The sequence below is a fragment of the Castellaniella sp. genome (assembly GCF_049671645.1).
Lineage (GTDB): Bacteria > Pseudomonadota > Gammaproteobacteria > Burkholderiales > Burkholderiaceae_B > Castellaniella.
Genome location: NZ_JBATVG010000013.1, coordinates 152,083 through 177,371 on the forward strand (window position 1 = coordinate 152,083; position 25,289 = coordinate 177,371).

A 25,289-nucleotide genomic window follows, 5' to 3' on the forward strand; every position below is an offset into this window, starting at 1 on the left:
ATTAGAAGGTCCGCGCCTTGGGCGGGATGGTGTCCACGGTCAGCGGCTTCATGCGCACCGGCTTGTAGTCCAGACGGTTGTCCGGCGCGAACCACAAGGTGTGCTTGAGCCAATTGACGTCGTCGCGGTCCGGGTATTCTTCGAGCGCGTGGGCGCCGCGCGATTCCAGCCGGTTGGCGGCGGACTTCGATGTGGCGCGGGCGACCTCGATCATGTTGGTGACTTCCAAAGCCTCCAGGCGCGCGGTGTTGAACACCTGGGACTTGTCGGAGTAATACATGTTCTCGACTTCCGGCACCAGATCGCTGATGACCTGTTCGCCTTCCTTCAGTTTGTCGAGCTTGCGGAACACGCCGTAATGGCTTTGCATGGCCTGCTGCATCTTGTGGACGACATCCTGGGGCTTTTCGCCCGACGTGCGGCTTTCCAGGCGATCCAGACGGTCGATGGAAGCCTCGATGTCAGTCTCGGGAAGCACCTGGTGGCTATGCTGCCGTTCAGGATGCTGGTCGACGATGAAATTGCCCGCCGACCGTCCGAACACCACCAGATCCAGCAGCGAATTCGTGCCCAGGCGATTGGCGCCGTGCACGGACGTGGCCGCGCATTCGCCGATGGCATACAGGCCGTTGACGACTTTTTCCTCGCCATTGACCAGGGTCATGACCTGACCATGGTAGTTGGCCGGAATGCCGCCCATCTGGTAATGGATGGTGGGCACGACCGGGATCGGGTCCTTGATCGGATCGATGTTGGCGAACTTGATAGCGATTTCACGGATGGACGGCAGGCGCTTCATGATGGTTTCAGCGCCCAGGTGGTCAAGCTTCAGCAACACATGGTTGCCGTCGCCGCAACCGCGGCCTTCCTTGATTTCCTGGTCCATGGAACGCGACACGAAATCGCGCGGCGCCAGGTCTTTCAACTGCGGCGCATAGCGTTCCATGAAACGTTCGCCGTCCTTGTTCAGCAGGAAACCGCCTTCGCCGCGCACACCTTCGGTGATCAGCACGCCGGCGCCAGCCACGCCCGTGGGGTGGAACTGCCAGAATTCCATGTCCTGCAGCGGGATGCCGGCGCGCGCCGCCATGCCCAGGCCGTCGCCGGTATTGATGAAGGCATTGGTGGTGGCGGCCCAGATGCGGCCCGCGCCGCCGGTGGCCAGCACGGTGTGCTTGGCTTCGAGGACGTAGACGTCACCGGTTTCCATTTCCATGGCGGTCACGCCCAGCACGTCGCCGTCGTTGTTGCGCAGCAGATCCAGCGCCATCCATTCGATGAAGAAATTGGTGCGGGCCGCGACGTTGCGCTGATACAGGGTATGCAGCATGGCGTGGCCGGTGCGGTCGGCCGCGGCACAGGCGCGCTGCACGGGCTTTTCACCGAAATGAGAGGTATGCCCGCCAAAGGGGCGCTGATAGATGGTGCCGTCGGGGTTGCGGTCGAACGGCATGCCGAAGTGTTCGAGCTCGTAGACCGCATTGGGGGCTTCGCGCACCATGAATTCGATCGAATCCTGGTCTCCGAGCCAGTCGGAACCCTTCACCGTATCGTACATGTGCCATTGCCAGTGGTCTTCGCTCATGTTGCCCAGCGAGGCGCTGACGCCGCCTTGCGCCGCGACCGTATGCGAGCGCGTGGGGAAGACTTTGGACAGCACGGCCACCGTCAGGCCGGCATTGGACAGCTGCAGGGCGCAGCGCAGGCCGGCCCCGCCGGCGCCGACGACCACCACATCGAACTGGCGGCGCGGGAGAGTTTTCTTGACAGCAGCCACGTTAGAGACTCCAGAGAATTTTAGCGAAGAAGACCACCGCGGCGACCAGCCAGAGGATGGTCAGGACCTGCAGGAACAGCCGCAGGCCGGCAGAGTGCACGTAGTCCATCCAGATGTCGCGCACGCCGATCCAGGCGTGCCAGGCCAGAGACAGAAAAGCCAGGGTCGCCAGCAGTTGGCCGACGGGCAGCATGCCAATGGTAAAGGCGAAGAAAGCGCGCCAGGATTCGAAATCCAGGCTGGGCGTGAAAACGGCGTACAGCACCAGAACCAGGGTGTAGATCGCCATGATGACGGCGGTGGCGCGCTGGACGATGAAGTCGCGTGTGCCATAGTGCGCGCCCACGACCAGGCGCTTGCGGCCGATGCGTTCTTGTATCATTACCAGGCTCCGAATAGTTTCAAACCGAACACGACGGTCAGCGCCAGCGCGACGCCCGTCACCAGGGCGCCCGAACGCTGCGACGACGCGCGGTCGTTGCCGATGTGCAGATCCAGCGTCAGGTAGCGGATGCCCGCGCAGAAATGATGGAAGTAGCCCCACATCAGCACCAGCAGCACGATCTTACAGGCGGGGCTGGCCACCCAGGCCTTCATGGCGGCAAAGGTTTCCAGCGACTGCACGCTGTGCGCGAACAGCGGCACCAGGATCACCGGCAGCGCCAGGAACAACAGCGCCCCGCTGACGCGGTGCAGGATGGATGCTTTGCCAGCGGGCGGCAATTTGTAGCTCATGAGGTCGGACAACCCCAGATTACGAAACTGCGGACGCGGCTTTGTGGCTGATTCAGACATGATGGCCTCGTAGTTGAAAATTAGAAGGATGTTCTGGGTTCAATCGGCATTTTCGCCGATCTGCAGATCAATTCAAACTGTTGCGATAATGGTACCGTTCGGTGACGTAGTGGCCCCGCCGCAATTCCATGGGCCGGTCGCCATACGTGTAGGCGATGCGCTCGACCTGCAGCAAGGGGCTGCCCGGCGCGACCTGCAGGAAGTCGGCCTGCGCATCGGTGGCTGCCACGGCGCGGATCTTTTCCTCGGCCCGCACCATGCTGACGCCGAATTCGGTTTCAAACAAAGCATAGACCGGCCCGCGATAGCGCTGCAGGAACTCCAGGGTCAGGCCCTTGAACACACTGCCCGGCAGCCAGATGTCGTCCAGGATGGTGGGCGTGTCATCGAAAGACAGCACGCGGCGCATGTTGACCACGGCATCGCCCGCCCGCAGATCCAGGGCGGCCGCGATTTCGGCCGAGGCCTTGGTGCGCCGGCAGTCCAGGATCTGGCTGCTGGACGCCGCCGGCAGGCCGTCATCCGGGCTGAGCCGCAAAAAGCGGTAGCGGACCCGGGCTTCATTATGGGTGGCGACGAAGGTGCCCTTGCCCTGGCGGCGGATCAGCAGATTGTCGGCCGCCAATTCGTCGATGGCCTTGCGGACCGTGCCCTGGCTGACCTGAAAACGGGCGGCCAATTCCAGTTCGCTGGGGATGGCTTCGCCGGGCTTCCATTCGCCCCGGTCCAGTCCTTGCAGGATCAGACCCTTGATCTGCTGATACAACGGGCTGAACGCGGCACTGTGTGATGCGCGCCCTAGCGGCTGTTGGCGGTCGATCGAAGGGGTATCGGACATGTCGGATGAAAGTGCTGCAGGGCGGCCCATGCTACAAAATGGAACTTCGGCATTTTCGCATTTCCGCGTGCAGATGTCTAATACTCTTCTGTCTTATATAAGATATAAGACTCTTGACGCTGAGGGATGAAATACACTACTCTTTTCGGCGTTTTCGCATACCCCGGATACCCCCTCATCCTATCGGAGAATCACTATGTCCAAACCCGCCATGCGCGTTGCGGTCACCGGCGCCGCCGGCCAGATCGGCTATGCCCTGCTGTTTCGCATCGCTTCCGGTGAAATGCTCGGCAAGGACCAGCCCGTCATCCTGCAACTGCTGGAAATTCCGGACGAAAAAGCCCAGAAGGCCCTGCAGGGCGTGATGATGGAACTCGACGACTGCGCCTTCCCGCTGCTGGCCGGCATGAGCGCCCACAGCGACCCGCGCACCGCCTTCAAGGACGCCGACGTCGCCCTGCTGGTGGGCGCGCGCCCCCGCAGCAAAGGCATGGAACGCAAGGACCTGCTGCAGGTCAATGCCCAGATCTTCACGGCCCAGGGCAAGGCGCTGAACGAAGTCGCCAGCCGCAACGTCAAGGTGCTGGTGGTCGGCAATCCGGCCAACACCAACGCCTACATCGCCATGAAGTCCGCTCCGGACCTGCCGGCCAAGAACTTCACCGCCATGCTGCGCCTGGACCACAACCGCGCCCTGTCGCAACTGGCCACCAAGACCGGCAAGGCCGTGGCCGACATCGAGAAGCTGGTCGTGTGGGGCAACCACTCGCCCACCATGTATCCGGACACGCGCTTCGCCACCATCGGCGGCCAGCCCGTCCAGAAGCTGATCAACGACCAGGCCTGGATCGCCGACACCTTCATCCCGACCGTCGGCAAGCGCGGCGCCGCCATCATCGAAGCCCGCGGCCTGTCGTCCGCGGCCTCCGCCGCCAACGCCGCCATCGACCACATCCACGACTGGGTGCTGGGCACGAACGGCAAGTGGGTCACCATGGGCATTCCGTCCGACGGTTCCTACGGCATCCCCGAAGGCATCATCTACGGCGTGCCGGTCACCACCGCCAACGGCGAATACACGCGCATCAGCGGCCTGGAAATCGACGCCTTCTCGCGCGAGCGCATGGATCACACCCTGAACGAACTGCTGGAAGAACGCGACGGTATCGCCGACCTCCTGAAGTAAGCATGTCCTGACGGAGGCATCCGCAGGCCGGCCCGCGGATGCGCCGTCGAATGTCCGGTCGATGACAGACAGGCGCGTCCTGCGGACACAGAATGCCGACAGCATCGACTGGAACCCCGCCCTCCCCCGGGCGATCTCTGCCGCGCATCGGGTCCACCCCGCGCAGCGGCACACCGGAGCGCTGTTCATGACCCGTCCCGCCTCTCCCGGCGCCTTGTTGCGCCAGGCCCTCATCGAAGAATCCCCCCTGCAGATCATCGGCGCCATCAACGCCAACCATGCCCTGCTGGCCAAACGCGCCGGCTACCGCGCCATCTACCTGTCGGGCGGCGGCGTCGCTGCCGGCTCCCTGGGCCTGCCCGACCTGGGCATCAACACCCTGGACGACGTGCTGACCGATATCCGCCGCATCACCGACGTCTGCGATCTGCCGCTGCTGGTGGATATCGACACAGGCTTCGGGCCCTCGGCCTTCAACATCGCCCGCACCGTGAAATCGCTGATCAAGTTCGGCGCCGCCGGCTGCCACATCGAGGACCAGGTCGGCGCCAAGCGCTGCGGCCACCGTCCCGGCAAGGAAATCGTCAGCACCGAAGAAATGGCCGACCGCGTCAAGGCCGCCGCCGATGCCCGCACCGACAGCGATTTCTACCTGATCGCCCGCACCGACGCGATCGCCGTCAGCGGCGTGGATGCCGCCCTGGAGCGCGCCCACGCCTGCGTGGAAGCCGGCGCCGATGCGATCTTCGCGGAAGCCTCCTATGATCTGGAAACCTACGCCAGGTTCTCCAAGTCCCTGGGCGTGCCCGTGCTGGCGAACATCACGGAATTCGGCAAGACGCCGCTGTTCACCGTGCAGGAACTGGCGGGCGCCGGCGTCGGCATCGTGCTGTACCCGCTGTCGGCCTTCCGCGCCATGAACAAGGCGGCGGAAACCGTGTACGAAGCCATTCGCCGCGACGGACACCAGCACAACGTCATCGACCTGATGCAGACGCGCGAAGAACTGTACGACCGCATCGGCTACCACCGCTACGAAGAACAGCTCGACGCGCTGTTCCAGCAAGGCAAGGGCAAGGCGTCCTGAGCCAGGCCCGCCCACCGAATTTCCATCCGTCACCCAAGGAGACCTCTGATGGCGACACGAAAGACTGCTTCCACGAAATCGACCCCGGCGCCCCGCAAGCCCGCAGCCGGCAAGGCTGCAGCGGCTCCCGCCGCCGCCTCGCCCGCGCCCGGCTTCAAGCCGAAGAAATCCGTCGCCCTGTCGGGCATCGTGGCCGGCAACACGGCCCTGTGCACGGTGGGCCGCAGCGGCAACGATCTGCACTATCGCGGCTACGATATCCTGGACATCGCCGATACCTGCGAATTCGAAGAGGTCGCCCATCTGCTGATCCACGGCAAGCTGCCGACCAAGCCCGAACTGAAGGCCTACAAGGAAAAACTGCGCCGCCTGCGCGGCCTGCCGGCCCAGGTCCAGGTGGCCCTGGAAGCCCTGCCCGCGGCCAGCCACCCCATGGACGTGATGCGCACCGCCGCATCGGTGCTGGGCTGCGTGCTGCCCGAAAAAGACGACCACAATCTGCCCGACGCCCGCGACATCGCCGACCGTCTGATGGCCAGCCTGGGCTCGGCTCTGCTGTACTGGTACCACTACAGCCATAACGGACGCATCATCAACGTCGAAACCGAAGACGACAGCATCGGCGGCCATTTCCTGCACCTGCTGCACGGCGAAGTCCCGTCCGACGAGTGGGTCCAGGCCATGCACACCTCCCTGATCCTGTACGCCGAGCACGAATTCAATGCCTCCACCTTCACCGGCCGCGTCATCGCCGGCACGGGGTCGGACATGTATTCCGCCATCACCGGGGCCATCGGCGCGCTGCGCGGACCCAAGCATGGCGGCGCCAACGAGGTCGCCTTTGAAATCCAGAAGCGCTACGACAGTCCCGACGAGGCGGAAGCCGACATCCGCCGCCGCGTCGAGGCCAAGGAAGTCGTGATCGGTTTCGGCCACCCGGTCTACACCGTCTCCGACCCGCGCAACAAAGTCATCAAGGCCGTGGCCCGGAAACTGTCCAAGACCGCCGGTTCGACCAAGATGTTCGACATCGCCGAGCGGCTGGAATCGGTCATGTGGGATGCCAAGAAAATGTTCCCGAACCTGGACTGGTTCTCGGCCGTTTCCTATCACATGATGGGCGTGCCCACCGCCATGTTCACGCCGCTGTTCGTGATCGCCCGCACCGCCGGCTGGTCGGCGCACATCGTCGAACAGCGCATCGACAACAAGATCATCCGCCCGACGGCCAACTACGTCGGCCCGGAAGATCAGAAATTCGTCCCGCTCTCGAAGCGCAAATAAGCCGCAACTTTTCAGGAATATCTATGTCTGCGACTATTTCCAATGTCCGTCCCCAGCCCGACCAGGTGCTGGTGGACATCGTCGACTACGTGCTCGACTACAAGATCGACAGCGCCCTGGCGCTCGAGACCGCCCGCAACTGCCTGATCGACACCCTGGGCTGCGGCCTGGAAGGCCTGGAATACCCCGCCTGCCGCAAACTGATGGGCCCCATCGTGCCCGGCACGGTCGTCCCCAACGGCGCCAAGGTCCCCGGCACGCAATTCCAGCTGGACCCGGTCCAGGCGGCCTTCAACATCGGCTGCATGATCCGCTGGCTGGACTTCAACGACACCTGGCTGGCCGCCGAATGGGGCCACCCGTCCGACAACCTGGGCGGCATCCTGGCCGTGGCCGACTGGCTGTCCCGCAACGCGGTGGCGGCCGGCAAGGCCCCGCTGACCATGCGCGCCGTGCTGGAAGGCATGATCAAGGCCCACGAAATCCAGGGCTGCATCGCACTGGAAAACTCCTTCAACAAGGTCGGTCTGGACCACGTGGTGCTGGTCAAGGTCGCCTCGACCGCCGTGGTATCCCAGATGCTGGGCCTGTCGCGCGACGAAACCATCAATGCGGTGTCCCTGGCCTGGGTGGACGGGCAAAGCCTGCGCACCTACCGCCACGCGCCCAACACGGGCAGCCGCAAGTCCTGGGCGGCGGGCGACGCCACCAGCCGCGCCGTGCGCCTGGCCCTGATGGCCCGCACCGGCGAAATGGGCTATCCATCCGTGCTGAGCGCGCCGATCTGGGGCTTCTACGATGTGCTGTTCAAGGGCCAGCCCTTCAAGTTCCAGCGCCCCTACGGCAGCTACGTGATGGAAAACGTGCTGTTCAAGATTTCCTTCCCGGCCGAATTCCATTCCCAGACCGCCGTGGAATGCGCGATGGACATCCACGCCAAGCTGAAGTCCCTGGGCAAGACCGATGCCGACATCAAGAAGATCACGATCCGCACCCACGAGGCCTGCATCCGCATCATCGACAAGAAAGGCCCGCTGCACAATCCGGCCGACCGCGACCACTGCATCCAGTACATGGTGGCCGTGCCCATCATCTTCGGTCAGTTGACTGCGTCCGACTATGAGGACAGCGTCGCCGCCGATCCGCGCATCGACGCCCTGCGCGACAAGATGGTGTGCGTGGAAGATCCTGCCTTCACCCAGGATTACCACAACCCGGAAAAACGCTCGATCGCCAATGCGCTGACTGTGGAATTCAACGACGGCACGAAGCTCGACGAGCTGGTCTGCGAGTACCCGATCGGTCACAAGCGGCGCCGCAAGGACGGCATCCCGCTGCTGGAAGCCAAGTTCCGCAAGAACCTGACCCGCCAGTTCCCGGCCCGCCAGCAGGAACGCATCCTGGCGGTATCTCTGGATCAGGCGAAGCTGGAAGCCATGCCGGTGCACGAGTACGTGGATCTGTATGTCATCTGATTCACAAGCCCGCCGCACCATCCGGCACAACGAAGCCGCCCGCCGTTTTGAGTTCACGGAAGACGGTCAATTGTGTGTGCTGGACTATGTGCTGGACGGATCCGTGGCGTCCTTCGTCCATACCGGGGTGCCTGCCCCGGTGGGCAGGCGCGGCATCGCTGCGGATCTCGTGAGCTTCGGCCTGGACACGGCCAGGGCTCGGGGTTGGCGGGTCCGTGCGGTGTGTTCGTATGTCGCGGCTTATGTGCAGCGGCATCCGGAATATCAGGATCTGGTGGACTGAAGCGATGGATTCCGCGCACGAGGCGTCTGCATGCGCACGCCCGTGGCGGCGGTGTCTCTGCGGGCGCCAGACAGCGGTCCGGCCTTTGGCCGGACTTCCCGGATCTTCCTCGTCCGCCGGGGCGCCGGGCGAACTCGTCGCTTCGCTCCTCAAACACGCCCGACGAAGGCCCTCCGGCTCCCTTCGGAAGCATACGGCGCTGTCCGACTGCGCCCGCAGAGACACCGCCGCCACGGGCTTGGGTTACTAGTTATTGAGTTATTGAGTTACTGGACACCCGTCACCAGGGCAACGATCCCAGGCTTGGGTGGGCTGGCGGGGGACCGGCGCGCCCGGTCGACCAGCGCCGGATGCTTCCGAAGGGAGGGTGGGGGAAGTCAGCGGGCGTGTTTGAGGCCGAAGGCCGAGTTCGCCCGCCGCCCACCCGGACGAAGAAGATCCGGGAAGTCCGGCCAAAGGCCGGACCGCTGGTTGGGGCGCGCCGGTCCCCCGCCAGCAAGTAACCTAACTAAAGAACCCCACAAAACATCGCCAACTCTTATATCTTATATAAGACTGTTGCCTGAACGATGCTTCTTCTTTAAAATAACGTCGTTCTCAAACCCTTCTTCCTGGGGCACCCCATGCTGGATTCCTACCGCACCGAAGCCGCTGCTCGCGAAGCCATCGGCGTATCACCGCTTCCCCTGACGGCGCAACAAACGGCCGATCTGATCGAACTGCTGAAAAACCCGCCCGCCGGCGAAGAACAATTCCTGCTGGACCTGCTGACGCACCGCGTCCCGGCCGGGGTGGACGACGCCGCCCAGGTCAAGGCCTCCTATCTGGCCGCCGTCGCCCTGGGCAAGGAAACCTGCACGCTGATCAGCGCCAAGCATGCCACCGAACTGCTGGGCACCATGCTGGGCGGCTACAACATCAGCGCCCTGATCGAACTGCTGGACCACGCAGACCTGGCGCCGGTCGCCGCCGAAGGCCTGAAGAAGACCCTGCTGGTCTTCGACGCCTTCCACGACATCGAAGAAAAAGCCAAGGCCGGCAACGCCCAGGCCCAGGCTGTGCTGCAAAGCTGGGCCGACGCCGAATGGTTCACCAGCCGCCCCGAAGTCCCGCAAAGCCTGACGCTGACCGTCTTCAAGGTCACCGGCGAAACCAATACCGACGACCTGTCGCCCGCGCCCGATGCCTGGAGCCGTCCGGACATCCCCTTGCACGCGCTGGCCATGCTGAAGAACCCGCGCGACGGCATCACGCCCGACGCCGCCGGCCAGGTCGGCCCGATCAAGCTGTTGAACGAACTGAAGGCCAAGGGCCACCTGGTCGCCTACGTGGGCGACGTGGTGGGCACCGGGTCCTCGCGCAAATCGGCCACCAATTCCGTCATCTGGCACACCGGCGAAGACATCCCCTTCGTGCCGAACAAACGCTTCGGCGGCGTCTGTCTGGGCAGCAAGATCGCCCCGATCTTCTACAACACCATGGAAGATTCCGGCGCCTTGCCCATCGAACTGGACGTCTCCGCCATGAACATGGGCGACGTCATCGAGCTGCGCCCCTACGAAGGCAAGGCCCTGAAAAACGGCCAGGTGATTTCCGAATTCCAGCTGAAGTCCGACGTGCTGCTGGATGAAGTGCGCGCCGGCGGCCGCATTCCGCTGATCATCGGCCGCGGCCTGACGGCCAAGGCCCGCGCATCGCTGGGCCTGCCTCCCGCCACGCTGTTCCGCCTGCCCGAATCCCCCGCCGACACCGGCAAGGGCTACTCGCTGGCGCAGAAGCTGGTCGGCCGCGCCTGCGGCCTGCCGGAAGGCCAGGGCGTGCGCCCGGGCACCTACTGCGAACCGCGCATGACCTCGGTCGGCAGCCAGGACACCACCGGCCCCATGACCCGCGACGAGCTGAAGGATCTGGCCTGCGTGGGCTTTTCCGCCGACCTGGTGATGCAGTCCTTCTGCCACACTGCCGCCTACCCCAAGCCCGTGGACGTCAAGACGCATCACGAACTGCCCGCCTTCATCAGCACGCGCGGCGGCGTGTCCCTGCGTCCGGGCGACGGCATCATCCACTCGTGGCTGAACCGCATGCTGCTGCCCGATACCGTCGGCACCGGCGGCGACTCGCACACCCGTTTCCCCATCGGCATCAGCTTCCCGGCCGGGTCCGGCCTGGTGGCCTTTGCCGCCGCCACCGGCGTCATGCCGCTGGACATGCCCGAATCCGTGCTGGTGCGCTTCAAGGGCACGATGCAGCCGGGCGTCACCCTGCGCGATCTGGTCAACGCCATCCCGCTGTACGCCATCAAGCAAGGCCTGCTGACGGTCGAAAAGAAGGGCAAGAAGAACATCTTCTCCGGCCGCATCCTGGAAATCGAAGGGCTGCCGAATCTGAAGATCGAACAGGCCTTCGAACTGTCCGACGCCTCGGCTGAACGTTCCGCCGCCGCCTGCACGGTGCGCCTGAACAAGGAACCGATCATCGAATATCTGAACAGCAACATCACGCTGCTGAAATGGATGATCGCCAACGGCTACCAGGACGCCCGCACCCTGACCCGCCGCATCCAGAACATGGAAGCCTGGCTGGCCAACCCGCAGTTGGTCGAACCCGATGCCGACGCCGACTACGCCGCCGTCATCGACATCGATCTGGCCGAAATCCACGAACCCATCGTGGCCTGCCCGAACGACCCGGACGACGTCAAGACGCTGTCCGACGTGGCCGGCACCGCCATCGACGAGGTCTTCATCGGCAGCTGCATGACCAACATCGGCCACTTCCGCGCCGCCGCGACACTGCTCAAGGGCAAGCGCGACCTGCCCTCGAAGCTCTGGGTGGCGCCGCCCACCAAGATGGACGCCAGCGAGCTGACCAAGGAAGGTCACTACGGCACTTTCGGCACGGCCGGCGCCCGCATGGAAATGCCGGGCTGCTCGCTGTGCATGGGTAACCAGGCGCAGGTGCGCGAAGGCGCCACGGTGTTCTCGACCAGCACGCGCAACTTCCCCAACCGCCTGGGGAAAAACTCCAACGTGTTCCTGGGCTCGGCCGAAATGGCCGCGATCTGCTCGGGCCTGGGCCGCATCCCCACCCGCGAGGAATACCTCGAGGCCATGGGCTTGCTGGCCAAGGACAGCCAGAACATCTATCGCTACATGAACTTCGATCAGATCGAAGACTTCACGGCGGTGGCCAACACGGTCGAGGCCTGATCGCCTTCACCCGCCCCGGGTCCATCCCGGGGTGGTCCGAAAAGCCCCGGGACGCAGCTCATCCCGGGGCTTTTTTCGTCCTGAGGGACGGCAGACAGGCGGACCGGCCCCCTACCCCCACCACCGGGCCGACGGAACAGACGCGGTACACTAGGGGTCCTCTGGTGCCTGTTTCTCTTTTCGGTTCCCCATGCCCGCCCGTTCCCGATCCTCTGCCTTGTCCCGGACGTCGCTTTCCCTGATCGCCCTGGCCGAAGCCCTGTCCCAGTCAGGCAGCCAACTGGAAGACCGCTGGTGGCAGCAACAGCTGGGCGAAGCCCTGGACAAAGCCCTGAGCGCCCGGCAGGGGCATACCGTGGAAACCGCCCTGGATCACTTGCTGGACCAGCGCTCGCCGGCCTACGAGATCCTGGTCGAACAGGCCGAAGCCCATTCCGAATCCCTGGCCTTCACCCATCAGGACCAGGCCTACGAGGCCCTGCTGATTTCCGCCCCGCTGCTGGCCTGGACCCGCTACCAGTTGCCGGCCGGCCGGCTGACACCCCAGCACCAGCAACAACTGAGCGACCTGATGCGCACAACCGTGCTGACGCCGGACGCCCGACTGCAGTTGTTGCCCGAACTGATCCGCTTCGATCAATTGCCGCAATCATTTCGGGAAAGCCGCGGCTGGGTGCTGTCGCTGGCCCAGCACGCCCTGGGCGCGCGGCGCGACTTGCCCGCCGTGCGGGCCGCAGATACGCCGGAAGACCTGCTGGCCGACGCCTACTTCCTGATGGGCGTGGCCATCGTGCCACAAGGCCAGGCGCTCTTCCAATGGCAGACCGCCCAGCCCGGCCAGCCTCCCAGCCGCGCATCCACCACCGCGCTCTGGGCCGAAGGCTGCGCCCGCATCACGGAGTCCCTGTTCACCGGCTGCCTGACCGAATACCTGCCGCCCGAAGCCTTCTACACCAGCACCCGGCAGGCGGATCAGGGCATCCGCCCGCTGACGCTGAAAGCAGCCATCACCTGGCTGCAGACCGCCGCCCACATCCCGGGCACGGACTTGCGGGCGGCCATCGTCGCCTGCGGAGAACAGGCCATCGAGGAATACCGCATCGGGTTTTGCACCCGCCAGAACAACGACGTGATCTACGGCTGCGTCTGGCCGTCGCTCAGTCGCGAGGAATCCACCCCGGAACAGGGGGAAGACGGCCAGGTCGATACCTGGGATACCCTGGCCGCCCTGCTGCGCGAATCGGGCATCCAGGATGTGCGTCGCCTGCCCGGCCTGCAGGCCATGGAATTCTGCGAGGACTGCGGCACCCCCTACTTCCCCAATATGCTGGGCGAAATGCAGCACCCGGAACTGCCGGAAGAAATCGACCCCGAACCGGTGCAATTCCATTGACGATGCGGCCTCGGACGAGGGCCGGAGCAGCCGCAACCGGCGCCGCGCCCATGTCCAAGGCAGGCGATCCCGCACAGCGCCGATGAGCCCCCTGGATTTCGACATTTTCTGCCGTGTCATCGACAACTATGGCGATGCCGGTGTGTGCTGGCGCCTGGCCCGCCAATTGGCGGCATTGGGACAAGGCGCGCGCCTCTGGATCGACGATCTGGGCGTTCTGGGCCGCCTGCTGCCCGGCATTGATCCGGCACGTGAGCGGCAATCCGTCCAGGGCGTGCAGATCGGCGCCTGGCATGCGGCCGAACAGGCGCTGGCGCCCGAGCGGGGCGTGGTCATCGAAGCCTTTGCCTGCAGCCTGCCGCCCCGCTATGCGGCGACCATGGCGACGCGCGGCTGCCTATGGATCAATCTGGAATATCTCAGCGCGGAATCCTGGGTCGAGGGCTGCCACGGCCTGCCTTCCCCGCAGGCCAGCGGCATTCCCAAATATTTCTATTTCCCCGGCTTCAGCCCGGCGACCGGGGGGCTGCTGCGGGAAACCGAGCTACTCATCCAGCGGCGGCAGGCCCAGGCGCAGGACCGGCGCACGCGCCTGCAGGCGCTGACCGGGCTGCCGGCCCGCAGACTGCCGGATCAGGGCCGCATCATGCTGTTGTTCTGCTACCCGGACGCCCCCTGGGCCGGCCTGCAGGCCGCCCTGGCGCGACTGGACACCCCGACCTGCCTGCTGGTCCCCGGCGCCGCGCCCGCAGGCCTGCGCAGCGAAGGGGCGCTGCAGGTGCTGCCCATTCCCTTCGTGCCGCAAGCCCGTTTCGACGAGCTGCTGTGGTGCTGCGACCTGAATTTCGTGCGCGGCGAGGATTCACTGGTTCGCGCCCTCTGGGCCGGCAGCCCGCTGGTCTGGCAGATCTACCGGCAGGCGGACGACGCGCACCTGGACAAGCTGGACGCCTGGCTGGACCGCGCCCAATGGCCCGCGCCGGCCCGGGCCCTGACCCGCGCCTGGAATCGTCATGATGACGCGGGCGTCCTCCAGGCGCTGCCGCAGGCCCTGGCCCCGCAGGCCTGGCACGCCTGGCAGACCCGCTGCCGGGACTGGTCGGCGGAACTGTCAAACCAGACAGATCTGGCTCGCAATCTACTGGATTTTTGCCAGAAGCATCGCCAGAAGAGTTAGAATACACAGTTAATCTTTTTTCTGCTTTGCCTCGAAACGCGTTTTTCATGCTCGGGGCACGTCAATCCCCGGAGTTTTACCTCTATGAAAATCGCCCAAGAACTGCGAGTCGGTAACGTCGTGATGGTGGGTAGCGACCCCCTGGTGGTCCAAAAGGCCGAATACAACAAGTCCGGTCGCAACGCCGCCGTCGTCAAACTCAAATTCAAGAACCTGCTGACCGGCAGCGCCAGCGAATCCGTCTACAAGGCCGACGAGAAATTCGAACAGGTCATGCTGGAAAACAAGGAATGCACCTATTCCTATTTCGCCGATCCCATGTACGCGTTCATGGACGAGGAATACAACCAGCACGAGGTCGAAGCCGACAGCATGGGCGATGCCCTGAACTACCTGGAAGAAGGCATGACGGTGGAAGTCGTCTTCTACGACGGCCGAGCGATCTCCGTTGAACTGCCCACCATCATCGTGCGCGAAATCATCTACACCGAACCCGCCGTCAAGGGCGACACGTCCGGCAAGGTCCTGAAGCCCGCCAAGATCAACACCGGCTACGAACTGGCCGTGCCGCTGTTCTGCAACATCGGCGACAAGATCGAAATCGATACCCGCACCAACGAATACCGCAGCCGCGTGATGTAATCGCGCAACTGCGCCGGGACGTGTCCGGACACCGGGCAGTCCCGGCGGACTGTCCGGCGCCAGGCACATCCGAACCGCTTGCAAGCGGTGAGATGAGCGAGCAACGCATCGGGCCCGCCATAAAAGCCGGAGGACACTCATGTCCTCCGGCTTTTTTTATTTCAGATCGCCCGATCGATTTGTCAGGATGGCGCCCGCGATGACGTGAAAGAGATAGTCGGCGCGTGGCGCGAAGGCGGGTTGGTCGACAAGCCAGCCGAGCGCCGACATCAGGGCGAACAGGTCGGTCCCATTCATATCGGCGCGCGCCGCCCCCTCTGCCTGGGCGCGGAGCAGAAGTCGCGCGCCCGCTGCATGCACCGCCGAGCACGAAGCGTACAGCGCGGAATCAGGGTCCGCATGGGCATTCGCCATCAAGGCCACGACGCCGCTATAGCTGTGGACGAACGCCACCCCCTCGCGAAACCAGGACACGAGCGCCTCGTCGGGTGGCTGCGACGTTTCCAGTTCGCCCGCCTTCTGCGTCAGCGCATCCAGATTCGTACGCAACAACGCGTCGAACAAGGCTTCTCGCGTCGGGAAATGGCGAAGCAGCGTGGCCAACCCGACATCGGCCCGGCGGGCGATATCTCGCATGGACGCATCGGCGCCATGCTCGGAGACGACCTCACGCGCGACGGCAAGAAGATGGTTGTAATTTTTTCTGGCGTCAGCTCGCATGGATTTTCTTGACAAGCGGATCAGTGATCCGTATATTTTCTAAATGGATCAGTGACCCGAATCATCACATCAAGATCTGAACCACTGATCCATAAGATACAGCGCATTTGCGCAAATGGGAATAGAGACGTGGTTCGACACTACGAAAGGAAATATCATGGGAAAGCTTGAAGGAAAGGTCGCAGTCATCACGGGCGGGTCGAGCGGCATGGCTCTGGCGAGCGCCGTGCGGTTCGTTGAAGAAGGCGCCTATGTATTCATCACGGGCCGCAGGCAGGAAGCGCTGGACGAGGCCGTCAAGCTGATCGGCCGGAACGTAACCGGCGTGCGCGGCGACGCGTCCAATCTCGATGATCTCGACCGCCTGTTCGATACGGTCAAGCGGAAAAAGGGCAAGATCGACGTCCTGTATGCGAGCGCCGGCACGGGTGAAGCCGTCCCCCTGGGCGAGATCACCGAGCAGCACTTCGACGCGACCTTCGACCTCAATGCGCGCGGCACGCTATTTACGGTCCAGAAAGCATTGCCGCTGTTCAACGACGGCGGGTCGATCTTCATGACCGGGTCGATTGCCTCGATCAAAGGTTTTCCTGGCTTCAGCGTGTATGCGGCCAGCAAGGCAACGCTGCTGGCATTCGCTCGCGGATGGCTCAACGAACTGAAGGGCAGGAATATCCGCGTGAACGTGCTGAGCCCGGGGCAGATCGCCACGCCCATCCAGGAGCAACTCTTCGACGAGGAGACGAAGCGGTATTTCGAATCCCTGGTCCCGCGAGGAAAGATGGGCGGTCCTGAGGAAATTGCGACGGCCGCGCTGTTTCTTGCTTCGGACGATTCGAGCTTCGTGAATGGAGTGGAACTGTATGTCGACGGGGGCACCTCGGCCATCTGAACCCGCGCCGCGCCGCATTCCCGCATCTACTGCAAGCGGTCGTCGTCCAGGATGTCGGGGATGGGCATGATGGAAATGCCGTCCTCGGCCAGTTCGCGGCACTCTTCCACGGACGCGGTGCCGCGGATCGGACGCTCCTGGATTTCGCCGCTGTGCATGCGCCGGGCTTCGTCGGCAAACCGGGCGCCGACATCGTCCGACTGGCGCACGATGTGGCGGATCTGGCGCAGGACCTCGGCCTGCAAGCGCGTGAGCTGGTCGCTGGACGGCGCAGCCACGGCTGCCCGGCCCTGCGGGGCGAATGATTCCGCGGTCTCGACATCGGGCGCAGGCGGGGTTTCCCGGCGCAGATGACTGACGTTCAGGTGCGGCGCCGACACGCGGCGCGTAATCTGGTCGCTATGACAGATCGGACAACGCACCATCCCCTGCGCCCGCTGATCGTCGTAGCTTTCCTGAGAGGTGAACCAACCTTCGAAAACATGGTCGTGTTCACACGCGAGATCGAATACTTTGAGTGCCATGATCAGCAGATGGGGGTTGAGTGCCCGGTTTCAAGCGCCTTCCAGCATTTCCAGCGCCATTCCCAGGGTGGCACCGGCTTCGGATCGCGCCACAAACCCAGCCGTTGCTGGCGAGCCTGGCGTTCCAGATCCGCCAGGCCGGCGTCGCGCAGGTATTTTCCCCCGCCCTGCCGATTGGCCCAGGCCATGCCGCCGGCCACCATCAGGCGATTGGCTTGCCGGCCATCGGCCAGCGGCACGTCGCAGATATCGCGCCCATACTGATCCTGCTCATAACACCGCAAAGTCAAAGTCTTGCCGGCCACCAGATCGGCCAGCGCCTTGCGCGCGGCCTGCCCATAGGGCTGGCCGGGCTGGGCGCGCCCATGGCCGGTTTCAGGCGCATCGATACTGGCCAACCGGACCCGTTGCCGCTGACGCCCCACCAGCAGCGTCAGCGTATCGCCGTCGGCGACCTGCACGACTTGTCCCGACAAAGCGTAAGTTCCGGCCGCGGCAGCGCCGGACCAGGCCAGCAGCGAGGCGGAGCCCAACAGCAGCGCCGACGCGACCCGACGGATGAGCGTACCGGGTATCGATATGGAATGAAAAAAGCGGCTCGCTGGCAAAAGAGGTCTCCACGGCTGCGCGGACAGATTCTCCGCTGGCCGGCCTCCGAAGGAGGCGCTGTTCCCTTGGGATAAGGCCCAACGGTAAAAAACAGGCCGCACCCAAGGCGCAGCCATCGAACGCCTCATTGTAACGGAGCCTGGCCCAGACGCCCGGCCACCGTCACATCAGTCAGGCCAGGCCCGCTGCAACAGAGCATCCGAGGCCAGATCCAGCGCCTGCGCGCCATACACACGCCCGCCGCCCCCGACCAGGCGGCTGTCCACGAATGCCCGCGAGACGCATTCCGGCGCGTGCCGCAACAATAAATCCGCCTGCACCAGCAAGACCAGGTCCTGCGCGATCTGTCGGGCGCGCCCCTGCTGCGACTCGGCATCCAGACGCAGATCCCGCAGCAGCCTGTCTGCCGTTGCCCGCAAGGCAGGCTCATCGGCATGAGCCTGGGCCAGGGCATCGATTTCCTGGGTCGTCAGGGCCTCCGCCTGGCGGGCAGCCCGCAGCACGTCCAGGCACATGACGTTGCCGGAACCTTCCCAGATGGAATTCACCGGCGCTTCCCGGTAGAGACGCGCCATCGGGCCGTCCTCGATGTAGCCATTGCCCCCCCAGACCTCCATGCACTCCGCGGCGGCCTCGATGGCGCGTTTGCAGATCCAGAATTTTGCTGCAGGCGTCAGGATGCGGCGCAGGGCTTGCTCCGCAGGATTTTCCGGATGGTCGAAGGCCCGCGCCAGGCGCAACGCCAGCGTAGTGGCAGCCTCGCTTTCCAGAGCCAGATCGGCCAGCACCTGCCGCATCAGGGGCTGATCGATCAATCTGCGGCCAAAGGCCTGACGGTAGCGGGCATGATGGATGGCCTGCACCACGGCCTGGCGCAACAGGGCAGCGCTGCCCAGCACGCAATCCATGCGCGTGTACGAGGCCATTTCCACCAGAGTGGCGATGCCGCGTCCGGGTTCGCCCACCCGCCGCCCCAGAGCCCCGGCGAATTCGACTTCCGCGCTGGCATTGGATCGGTTGCCGAGCTTGTCCTTCAGACGCTGGATACGGACCCCGTTGCGCACCCCGCGGTCCAGCCAGCGCGGAACGTAAAAGCAGGAATGTCCGTCGCCGTCGCGAGCCAGCATCAGGTGGGCGTCGGACATGGGCGAGGAAAAAAACCACTTGTGACCGGTCAGGCGGAACCAGCCATCGCCGGAGGGCTCCGACCAACTGGTATTGCCGCGCAGGTCCGATCCCCCCTGTTTTTCCGTCATCCCCATGCCGATCATCATAGACTGCTTGTCCGCGACCGGCAGATCGCGGGCGTCATAGCGGCGACTGGCGAGCTTGGGCTGCAGATCGGCGAACCAGGGTTCGCGCGCCAGCAAGGGAATGGCGGCGCTGGTCATGGTGATCGGGCACAGGGAGCCGGCCTCGACCTGACCGTGCATCAGATAATGCGCCGCGCGGCCCACGTGGGCGCCATCGGCGGGCGTGATCCAGGCGCTGCCATGCATGCCCTGGGCAAAACCCAGGGATAGGAATTCCGACCAGCCCGGGTGAAAATCGACCACGTCGATCCGGTGACCGGTGCGGTCGAAGGCGCGCAAAACGGGGGACGCCCGGTTGATGTCGGCCGCCAGGCGCGCCAGATCGGACTGCCCCAGGCGCCGCCCCCAGGATTCAAGATCGGGTTCATGGTGCTGACCGCCCTCGCGCCGCACCCCCTGCATCAGAACCGCATCGGCCAGAAAGAGGTTGCAATCCGGCAGATCCGGCGCCTGGTTTTCCACCTGGTGCGTGTCCGACGACAGGCCCTGAACAGCCATGCTGGCACCCCCGAATAGGCACAATGCCCCGGTCCAGTCTACCCGCGATTCACGCCGGCGGACAGGCCCCGATACAATCGGGACATACTGTTCTCCGGAGATGTTCGCGATGACCCCCCGTTCCCTGATCCTGTGCGGCGCCCTGGTCCTGGCCCTGGGCGTTGCTGCGGGCGCCTTTGGCGCCCACGGCCTGCGGCGCCTGGTCACCCCGGATCTGCTGGACACCTGGCGCACGGCGGCCCATTACCAGATCGTCCACGGGCTGGGGCTGTTGCTGATCGCCGCGCTGTGGTCCCGCCTGGCGCCCGCCCCTGCCGCCTGGGCCGGCGGCCTGATGCTGGCCGGCCTGCTGATCTTCAGCGCCAGTCTGTACGCCCTGGTCCTGACCGGCATCCGGGGCCTGGGGGCCATCACCCCGCTGGGCGGCTTGCTGTTGATCCTGTCCTGGCTGGCCCTGGCGCTGGCCGCCTGGCGGGGCGCGCCCGCCTGACGGCGGGGCATCGGAACGCGCCAGGGGCGGTCCTATAATGAATTCCCGTTTCTCTGACCGGAACCCCCCATGCTCCAAGCCCCCTGCGATCCCGCGCTGCGCGACTGGCTACGCGCGCTGCCCAAGGCGGAACTGCACCTGCACATCGAAGGCACGCTGGAACCTGAACTGATGTTCGCCCTGGCCAGGCGCAACAGCGTGACGCTGCCCTACGCCAGCGTCGATGCCGTGCGGGCCGCGTACCAATTCACCGATCTGCAGTCCTTCCTGGATCTGTATTACGCAGGCGCCAGCGTCCTGATCACGGAACAGGATTTCCACGACCTGACCATGGCCTATCTGCAACGGGCCCATGCCGATGGGCTGGTCCACGTCGAACTCATGTTTGACCCGCAGACCCACACGCACCGGGGCATCGCCATCGGCACCGTGTTCGCCGGCCTGGCCAGCGCCCTGCGCGAGGCCCGCGACACCCTGGGCATCAGCGGCTACCTGCTGCTCAGTTTCCTGCGTCATCTCAGCGAAGAAGACGCCTTCGCGACCCTGAACGCCGCCCTGCCGCTGCGCGAGAAATACGCCGACCTCTGGGTCGGCATCGGGCTGGACTCCTCCGAACGGGGCAACCCGCCCGAGAAATTCGCCCGCGTCTACGCCCGCTGCGCGGAACTGGGCTTCCACCTGGTGGCCCACGCGGGCGAAGAAGGCCCGGCCGCCTATGTCCGGGAAGCCCTGGAAACGCTGAAGGTCGCCCGCATCGACCACGGGGTGCGCAGCAGCGACGACCCCGATCTGCTGCAGACGCTGATCCAGCGCCGGATTCCCCTGACCGTCTGCCCGCTGTCCAACCTGAAGCTGGGCGTCGTGCGCGACCTGTCCGAGCACAATCTGGCCCGCCTGCTGCGGGCCGGGGCCATGGTCACGATCAACGCCGACGATCCCGCCTACTTCGGCGGCTACGTGCTGGACAACTACGTCGCCAGCGCCCAGGCCCTGGACCTGTCCCATGACGAGCTGGTCACGCTGGCCGCCAACAGCCTGCAGGCCTCGTTCCTGCCTGCCGCCGACAAAACCCGCTGGCTGGATCAGTTGGCGATCGCGGCCAGCCGGGGATGAACGTCATGTCCACAGTGATCAATCCCGGAAAATTCAGCCTGCCCACCGATGCCATCCAGGGCGAGTGCCGACGGCTGGACCGCGCTTTCTACGATCGTCCGGCCATCACGGTCGCCCCGGACCTGCTGGGTTGCCTGCTGATGCACGCCACGCCCGCAGGCCTGCGCATCGGCCGCATCGTGGAAGTCGAGGCCTACCTGGGCCCGACCGACCTGGCCGCCCACACCTCGCGCGGGCGCACCGCCCGCACCCGCGCCATGTTCGGTCCGCCGGGCCACGCCTATGTCTACCTGATCTACGGCATGCACCACTGCATCAATGCCGTCACCGGCCCAGAAGGCAGCGGCACCGCAGTGCTGCTGCGAGCGCTGGCGCCGGTGTCGGGCCTGGAGGCGGCCGCCAACGGCCCCGGGCGCCTGTGCAAGGCCATGGACATCTCGCTGGATCACTATGGCATGGACCTGTGCAGCGATACGCTGTGGCTGGCCAGGGACCAGGCCCCCGCCCCCGCCGCCATTGCCACCAGCCCGCGCATCGGCGTGGACTATGCCGGCGAATGGGCGGACAAGCCCCTGCGGTTCTACGTCGACGGACACCCCGCCGTCAGCCGTCGGCCCGTCAAACGCAAGCCGCGCTGACCGGGCATAATCGTGGTATGATTCTGCCCTTTCCCGGGTTCCCCAGGCACCGCGCGTTCACGCGATGGCGCTATGAAAACCCACCGGAAAACCGGCGTGCGATATGACAGTCTCAGTAAAACATGTTATATTTACGCCTCTTTAGCGGCTGTAGCTCAGTTGGATAGAGTACTTGGCTACGAACCAAGGGGTCGTGGGTTCGAATCCTGCCAGCCGCGCCAGAATTACCTAGCTTCACCAGCTAGTTAGAACCGCCTAGGGGCCAACAACCTAGGCGGTTTTTCTTTGACTGCGCCACAGAAACATTAGTCTTCGTGATTTCCCACCGAGGCGAGGAACGCCATCAGTTCGGAAAAGCGTTGCGTATGCATCGTGATGTGCGTTCGCATCAGATGGTCGACCGCCTTTTCGTCATGCTCCTGCAGGGCCCTCACAATGGCGCAATGCTCTTCGAACGACTGGCTGACTCGCGCCCGCAATCGCAACTGAAGCCTGCGATACGGCCGCAGCCTTCTGTGCAGGTTTCTGGCTTGCTCGGCCAAGCAACGGTTCCTGCTGGCGACATACAACAGTTCATGGAACTTCTCGTTGGCGTAGTAATACGCATCCTGGTGATCCTCCGACAACGCCACGCGGCAGTTCTCGTTAGCGAGCGCCAATTCATCGAGATCCTCGGGCGACATGCGCCGGGCGGCAAGCCTTCCGCACATCGCTTCAAGCTCGGCCATCACCTCGAACATCTCGACAAGCAAAGGCGGATCGAATTGCGCCACGCGCGCACGCCGGCGCGGACGTATTTCGACAATACCCACTGAACCGAGCTGCAATAAAGCCTCGCGGATCGGCGTGCGCGATACCTCGAACCTTTTCGCCAGTTCTCCTTCCTCGAGATACTGACCAGGCTTGAGTTCGCCCGTCGCAACCATTTCCTCGATTGCATCGCGCAGGATTTCGGACTGCTGCTTCTTCATATCTGCTTCTTCATATCACGGATTTTAATGGATCGCGGCGTACACCTCACTCAGTCTCCTCCCAGTCCGGTGATCGGGCCGATCCGATCGAGGGCAGGCAGTTCGATCTGGATCGTGTCGGGATCGACCGTTGAAGCGCCGCTCTTGTAGACCATGACGATTTCCGGGAATACCACGAGGATCACGACCATCAGTATCTGGATCAGGATGAAGGGGATCGCTCCCCAGTATATTTGCCCCAGGGTCACCTTCGCCGTCCGCTTTCCGCTGACCTTGTCGATGTAGTCCTTGTCGGGCGCGACACTCCTCAGGAAGAACAGCGAAAACCCGAACGGCGGATGCAGGAACGACGCTTGCAGATTGACCGCGATCAGCACCCCGAACCAGACTAGGTCGATGCCCAGCGTTTCGGCCGCTGGCGCCAGCAGCGGAATGACGATGAACGCGAGTTCGAAGAAATCCAGAAAGAAGGCCAACAAGAAGATCAGAACATTGACGACAATCAGAAAGCCGGTCTGCGCGCCCGGCAGGCCAAGCAACAGGTTCTCGACCCAGAGATGCCCCTCGACCGCATAGAACGTCAGACTGAACACACGGGCGCCCACCAGGATGAACAGGACAAAAGTAGACAGCTTCCCTGTCACATCCATGGCCTGCTTCAACAAGTTCCAGGACAGTCTCTTACGGGACATCGCCATGACCAGCGCGCCCACAGCTCCCATGGCGCCCCCCTCGGTGGGAGTGGCCACGCCAAGGAAAATCGTGCCCAGGACCAGGAAGATCAGCACCAGCGGCGGCACGAGCACAAAGATCGCCCGTTCCGCCAGCCTGGACAACAGGCCCGGCCGCAGCACGCGGCACAGCGCCGCCGCCAGAAAAGAGATGGCGGTAATCAAAAGGACCAGAATGACGACCTTCTCGTCCATGGGGGTATCGCCGGGCAGCTGGGTCTGCACCACGGCAACCGAGAGGACCGTGGACAGGACGACGAGCACCAGCAGCGACCTGAGGCCGCTCCGTTCGGAGGACTCCCGCAGCATGACGGCGTCTCCGGGCATCGCCGGCGCCCAGGCGGGCTTCAGCACCGCGACTCCGACCGCAAACGCGATATAGAGCGCAACCAGAAGGGCCGCCGGCAGAAAGGCCCCCGCATACATGTCCCCGACCGACCGGCCCAGTTGATCGGCCATGACGATGAGCACGAGCGACGGCGGGATGATCTGAGCCAGCGTGCCCGAAGCCGCAATCACACCGCAGGCGAAGCGCCGGTCATAGCCGTAGCGGAGCATGATCGGCAGGGAAATCAGCCCCATCGAAATGACCGAGGCCGCGACGACGCCGGTGGTCGCTCCCAGGAGGGCGCCCACAAAGATGACCGCATAGGCCAGTCCGCCGCGTATCGAACCAAAAAGCTGCCCGATCGTATCCAGCAGGTCCTCGGCCATTCCGCTACGCTCCAGGATAAGGCCCATGAAGGTGAAAAAGGGAATGGCCAGCAGGGTGTCGTTGGACATGATCCCCCATATCCGCTGAGGCAAGGCCTGCGCCAACGACGGCTCGAGCAAGCCTAGATGAATCCCCAGAGCACCGAATCCGATCCCCACGGCAGCCAGGGAAAACGCGACCGGATAACCGAGCAACAGGACGATGACCAGCGCGCCGAACATCAGCGGCGCGATATTTTCAATCAGGAACTGAATCATTCCGCATCCCCTTCCGTATGCGCTCCTTGGTCATCCCGGCTCTCGACTGCGCCATCCGGCACACGGGCCGTCAGATCCCGGGGATCAGGCCCCATGCCCCGCAAATACGCGACGCGCTTGACCAGTTCCGAGAGCCCTTGCAGGCCGAGCAGGAAAAACCCAGTAGGGATCAACAAACGAGCGGGCCAGATGATCAGGCCTCCTGTGTTCGAGGACACCTCCGCGCGCACGAACGACTCTACGAATTGAGGCCAGGAAAGCCAACAGATCAAGATCACCATGGGCAGGAGGAAGAAGATCGTCCCGAATATGTCGATCCAGGCCTGCGCTCGGCCGGACAAACGGCCCGCCAGCACATCCACCCGGACATGCTCGTTGCGCATCAGGGTGTACCCCGCCCCCAGCAGAAAGACGGCTGCGAACAGATACCACTGAATCTCCAGCAAACCATTGGAGCTATACCTGAACGTCTTGCGGATGACCGCATTGAACGCACTGATCAAAACCGTGATCAATACAAGCCGATACACCCATTTCCCGACCTGAGCGGACAAGCGATCCACGAACTCAGAGAAACACAGCAAAGCTCTCATCTCAGAACCCCTATGGGCAGCGCCGACGGAATCGGGCGGGACTCGCGACGCCCGCGCTCGATCCGTCCATGCGCGACGC

General features: G+C 64.2%; 24 protein-coding genes and 1 tRNA gene. 14 read left to right on the plus strand and 11 right to left on the minus strand.

The features are described from left to right. Nucleotide 1: 1 nt before the first annotated feature. From sdhA to WBG56_RS04380, 4 genes are all read right to left on the minus strand, one after another. Nucleotides 2–1,777 carry a succinate dehydrogenase flavoprotein subunit gene (gene sdhA, locus WBG56_RS04365; protein ID WP_424265596.1) on the minus strand — a complete coding sequence of 592 codons (1,776 nt, stop codon included), beginning with the start codon at nt 1,775–1,777 and terminating at the stop codon, nt 2–4. A 1-nt stretch (nt 1,778) separates the two neighbouring features. Continuing rightward, entirely contained in the window at nt 1,779–2,159 is a 381-nt protein-coding gene (gene sdhD / locus WBG56_RS04370; protein ID WP_424265598.1) for a succinate dehydrogenase, hydrophobic membrane anchor protein, read from the minus strand. Beyond that, nucleotides 2,159–2,572 carry a succinate dehydrogenase, cytochrome b556 subunit gene (sdhC, locus tag WBG56_RS04375; RefSeq protein WP_424265600.1) on the minus strand — a complete coding sequence of 138 codons (414 nt, stop codon included), beginning with the start codon at nt 2,570–2,572 and terminating at the stop codon, nt 2,159–2,161. The genes sdhD and sdhC overlap by 1 nt, the downstream gene beginning before the upstream one ends. 67 nt (nt 2,573–2,639) lie before the next feature. Then, nucleotides 2,640–3,410, minus strand: coding sequence for a GntR family transcriptional regulator (locus WBG56_RS04380; RefSeq protein ID WP_424265602.1), 771 nt, complete (start codon nt 3,408–3,410; stop codon nt 2,640–2,642). 196 nt (nt 3,411–3,606) lie between these two features. On the opposite strand from WBG56_RS04380, the gene WBG56_RS04385 reads away from it, so the two are divergent. From WBG56_RS04385 to efp, 9 genes are all read left to right on the plus strand, one after another. Further along, nucleotides 3,607–4,596 (plus strand): malate dehydrogenase, encoded by a 990-nt coding sequence (locus WBG56_RS04385; protein WP_424265604.1) that lies wholly within the window; start codon nt 3,607–3,609, stop codon nt 4,594–4,596. A gap of 187 nt (nt 4,597–4,783) precedes the next feature. Beyond that, nucleotides 4,784–5,683: a methylisocitrate lyase gene (gene prpB / locus WBG56_RS04390; RefSeq protein WP_424265606.1), complete on the plus strand. Its 900-nt coding sequence runs from the start codon at nt 4,784–4,786 to the stop codon at nt 5,681–5,683. Between the two features lie 48 nt (nt 5,684–5,731). Beyond that, a complete protein-coding gene (gene prpC / locus WBG56_RS04395; RefSeq protein WP_424265608.1) occupies nt 5,732–6,967 on the plus strand; it encodes a bifunctional 2-methylcitrate synthase/citrate synthase in 1,236 nt (411 codons plus the stop codon). Nucleotides 6,968–6,990: 23 nt separating this feature from the next. Next, the gene (locus WBG56_RS04400) at nt 6,991–8,442 is read left to right on the plus strand and encodes a bifunctional 2-methylcitrate dehydratase/aconitate hydratase (RefSeq protein WP_424265610.1); all 1,452 of its coding nucleotides are present in this window, start codon (nt 6,991–6,993) and stop codon (nt 8,440–8,442) included. Further along, nucleotides 8,432–8,725 carry a GNAT family N-acetyltransferase gene (locus tag WBG56_RS04405; RefSeq protein WP_424265612.1) on the plus strand — a complete coding sequence of 98 codons (294 nt, stop codon included), beginning with the start codon at nt 8,432–8,434 and terminating at the stop codon, nt 8,723–8,725. The genes WBG56_RS04400 and WBG56_RS04405 overlap by 11 nt, the downstream gene beginning before the upstream one ends. Before the next feature lie 623 nt (nt 8,726–9,348). Further along, complete coding sequence (gene acnB / locus WBG56_RS04410; protein ID WP_424265614.1) at nt 9,349–11,934, plus strand: bifunctional aconitate hydratase 2/2-methylisocitrate dehydratase; 2,586 nt, start codon at nt 9,349–9,351, stop codon at nt 11,932–11,934. A gap of 190 nt (nt 11,935–12,124) precedes the next feature. Next, the gene (locus WBG56_RS04415; RefSeq protein ID WP_424265616.1) at nt 12,125–13,327 is read left to right on the plus strand and encodes a DUF2863 family protein; all 1,203 of its coding nucleotides are present in this window, start codon (nt 12,125–12,127) and stop codon (nt 13,325–13,327) included. A gap of 91 nt (nt 13,328–13,418) precedes the next feature. Then, nucleotides 13,419–14,504, plus strand: a complete 1,086-nt coding sequence (gene earP, locus WBG56_RS04420; RefSeq protein WP_424265716.1) for an elongation factor P maturation arginine rhamnosyltransferase EarP — start codon at nt 13,419–13,421, stop codon at nt 14,502–14,504. Nucleotides 14,505–14,588: 84 nt separating this feature from the next. Continuing rightward, the gene (gene efp / locus WBG56_RS04425) at nt 14,589–15,146 is read left to right on the plus strand and encodes an elongation factor P (protein ID WP_424265618.1); all 558 of its coding nucleotides are present in this window, start codon (nt 14,589–14,591) and stop codon (nt 15,144–15,146) included. Between the two features lie 156 nt (nt 15,147–15,302). Here efp and WBG56_RS04430 read toward each other — a convergent pair whose 3' ends face one another. Beyond that, a complete protein-coding gene (locus WBG56_RS04430) occupies nt 15,303–15,866 on the minus strand; it encodes a TetR/AcrR family transcriptional regulator (RefSeq protein WP_424265620.1) in 564 nt (187 codons plus the stop codon). A 157-nt stretch (nt 15,867–16,023) separates the two neighbouring features. Between WBG56_RS04430 and WBG56_RS04435 the strand changes: the two genes are divergently transcribed. Continuing rightward, on the plus strand, nt 16,024–16,758 hold the full coding sequence (locus WBG56_RS04435; protein WP_424265622.1) for an SDR family NAD(P)-dependent oxidoreductase: 735 nt from the start codon (nt 16,024–16,026) through the stop codon (nt 16,756–16,758). Nucleotides 16,759–16,784: 26 nt separating this feature from the next. On the opposite strand, the gene WBG56_RS04440 is transcribed toward WBG56_RS04435, so the two are convergent. From WBG56_RS04440 to WBG56_RS04450, 3 genes are all read right to left on the minus strand, one after another. Next, complete coding sequence (locus WBG56_RS04440) at nt 16,785–17,282, minus strand: DUF1178 family protein (protein ID WP_424265624.1); 498 nt, start codon at nt 17,280–17,282, stop codon at nt 16,785–16,787. A gap of 2 nt (nt 17,283–17,284) precedes the next feature. After that, the gene (locus WBG56_RS04445; RefSeq protein ID WP_424265626.1) at nt 17,285–17,758 is read right to left on the minus strand and encodes a thermonuclease family protein; all 474 of its coding nucleotides are present in this window, start codon (nt 17,756–17,758) and stop codon (nt 17,285–17,287) included. A 300-nt stretch (nt 17,759–18,058) separates the two neighbouring features. Further along, complete coding sequence (locus WBG56_RS04450) at nt 18,059–19,702, minus strand: acyl-CoA dehydrogenase family protein (RefSeq protein WP_424265628.1); 1,644 nt, start codon at nt 19,700–19,702, stop codon at nt 18,059–18,061. Nucleotides 19,703–19,811: 109 nt separating this feature from the next. Between WBG56_RS04450 and WBG56_RS04455 the strand changes: the two genes are divergently transcribed. The 4 genes from WBG56_RS04455 to WBG56_RS04470 all read left to right on the plus strand — a co-directional run bounded on the left by WBG56_RS04455 (nt 19,812) and on the right by WBG56_RS04470 (nt 22,164). Then, nucleotides 19,812–20,192, plus strand: coding sequence for a DUF423 domain-containing protein (locus WBG56_RS04455; RefSeq protein WP_424265630.1), 381 nt, complete (start codon nt 19,812–19,814; stop codon nt 20,190–20,192). 69 nt (nt 20,193–20,261) lie between these two features. Further along, on the plus strand, nt 20,262–21,305 hold the full coding sequence (locus WBG56_RS04460; RefSeq protein WP_424265632.1) for an adenosine deaminase: 1,044 nt from the start codon (nt 20,262–20,264) through the stop codon (nt 21,303–21,305). 5 nt (nt 21,306–21,310) lie between these two features. After that, on the plus strand, nt 21,311–21,943 hold the full coding sequence (locus tag WBG56_RS04465; protein WP_424265634.1) for a DNA-3-methyladenine glycosylase: 633 nt from the start codon (nt 21,311–21,313) through the stop codon (nt 21,941–21,943). Between the two features lie 144 nt (nt 21,944–22,087). Then, a tRNA-Arg gene (locus tag WBG56_RS04470) sits at nt 22,088–22,164 on the plus strand. An 84-nt stretch (nt 22,165–22,248) separates the two neighbouring features. On the opposite strand, the gene WBG56_RS04475 is transcribed toward WBG56_RS04470, so the two are convergent. From WBG56_RS04475 to WBG56_RS04485, 3 genes are read right to left on the minus strand one after another with little or no spacing between them, the layout of a single operon-like run. Continuing rightward, entirely contained in the window at nt 22,249–22,914 is a 666-nt protein-coding gene (locus WBG56_RS04475; RefSeq protein ID WP_424265636.1) for a GntR family transcriptional regulator, read from the minus strand. 50 nt (nt 22,915–22,964) lie between these two features. After that, the gene (locus tag WBG56_RS04480; RefSeq protein ID WP_424265718.1) at nt 22,965–24,614 is read right to left on the minus strand and encodes a TRAP transporter large permease; all 1,650 of its coding nucleotides are present in this window, start codon (nt 24,612–24,614) and stop codon (nt 22,965–22,967) included. Then, the gene (locus WBG56_RS04485) at nt 24,614–25,210 is read right to left on the minus strand and encodes a TRAP transporter small permease subunit (RefSeq protein ID WP_424265638.1); all 597 of its coding nucleotides are present in this window, start codon (nt 25,208–25,210) and stop codon (nt 24,614–24,616) included. Before WBG56_RS04485 ends, WBG56_RS04480 begins: the two co-directional genes overlap by 1 nt. Between the last annotated feature and the right edge of the window lie 79 nt (nt 25,211–25,289).

Excerpts from the sequence above, each read along its gene's own strand:
- WBG56_RS04405 (WP_424265612.1), top strand. The coding sequence starts at position 8,432 with ATGTCATCTGATTCACAAGCCCGCCGCACCATCCGGCACAACGAAGCC.
- acnB (WP_424265614.1), top strand. The coding sequence starts at position 9,349 with ATGCTGGATTCCTACCGCACCGAAGCCGCTGCTCGCGAAGCCATCGGC.
- WBG56_RS04385 (WP_424265604.1), top strand. The coding sequence starts at position 3,607 with ATGTCCAAACCCGCCATGCGCGTTGCGGTCACCGGCGCCGCCGGCCAG.
- WBG56_RS04400 (WP_424265610.1), top strand. The coding sequence starts at position 6,991 with ATGTCTGCGACTATTTCCAATGTCCGTCCCCAGCCCGACCAGGTGCTG.
- WBG56_RS04380 (WP_424265602.1), bottom strand. The coding sequence starts at position 3,410 with ATGTCCGATACCCCTTCGATCGACCGCCAACAGCCGCTAGGGCGCGCA.
- WBG56_RS04440 (WP_424265624.1), bottom strand. The coding sequence starts at position 17,282 with ATGGCACTCAAAGTATTCGATCTCGCGTGTGAACACGACCATGTTTTC.
- WBG56_RS04460 (WP_424265632.1), top strand. The coding sequence starts at position 20,262 with ATGCTCCAAGCCCCCTGCGATCCCGCGCTGCGCGACTGGCTACGCGCG.
- sdhD (WP_424265598.1), bottom strand. The coding sequence starts at position 2,159 with ATGATACAAGAACGCATCGGCCGCAAGCGCCTGGTCGTGGGCGCGCAC.
- WBG56_RS04475 (WP_424265636.1), bottom strand. The coding sequence starts at position 22,914 with ATGAAGAAGCAGCAGTCCGAAATCCTGCGCGATGCAATCGAGGAAATG.
- prpB (WP_424265606.1), top strand. The coding sequence starts at position 4,784 with ATGACCCGTCCCGCCTCTCCCGGCGCCTTGTTGCGCCAGGCCCTCATC.
- WBG56_RS04415 (WP_424265616.1), top strand. The coding sequence starts at position 12,125 with ATGCCCGCCCGTTCCCGATCCTCTGCCTTGTCCCGGACGTCGCTTTCC.
- sdhC (WP_424265600.1), bottom strand. The coding sequence starts at position 2,572 with ATGTCTGAATCAGCCACAAAGCCGCGTCCGCAGTTTCGTAATCTGGGG.
- efp (WP_424265618.1), top strand. The coding sequence starts at position 14,589 with ATGAAAATCGCCCAAGAACTGCGAGTCGGTAACGTCGTGATGGTGGGT.
- WBG56_RS04485 (WP_424265638.1), bottom strand. The coding sequence starts at position 25,210 with ATGAGAGCTTTGCTGTGTTTCTCTGAGTTCGTGGATCGCTTGTCCGCT.
- WBG56_RS04450 (WP_424265628.1), bottom strand. The coding sequence starts at position 19,702 with ATGGCTGTTCAGGGCCTGTCGTCGGACACGCACCAGGTGGAAAACCAG.
- prpC (WP_424265608.1), top strand. The coding sequence starts at position 5,732 with ATGGCGACACGAAAGACTGCTTCCACGAAATCGACCCCGGCGCCCCGC.
- WBG56_RS04455 (WP_424265630.1), top strand. The coding sequence starts at position 19,812 with ATGACCCCCCGTTCCCTGATCCTGTGCGGCGCCCTGGTCCTGGCCCTG.
- WBG56_RS04435 (WP_424265622.1), top strand. The coding sequence starts at position 16,024 with ATGGGAAAGCTTGAAGGAAAGGTCGCAGTCATCACGGGCGGGTCGAGC.
- WBG56_RS04430 (WP_424265620.1), bottom strand. The coding sequence starts at position 15,866 with ATGCGAGCTGACGCCAGAAAAAATTACAACCATCTTCTTGCCGTCGCG.
- WBG56_RS04465 (WP_424265634.1), top strand. The coding sequence starts at position 21,311 with ATGTCCACAGTGATCAATCCCGGAAAATTCAGCCTGCCCACCGATGCC.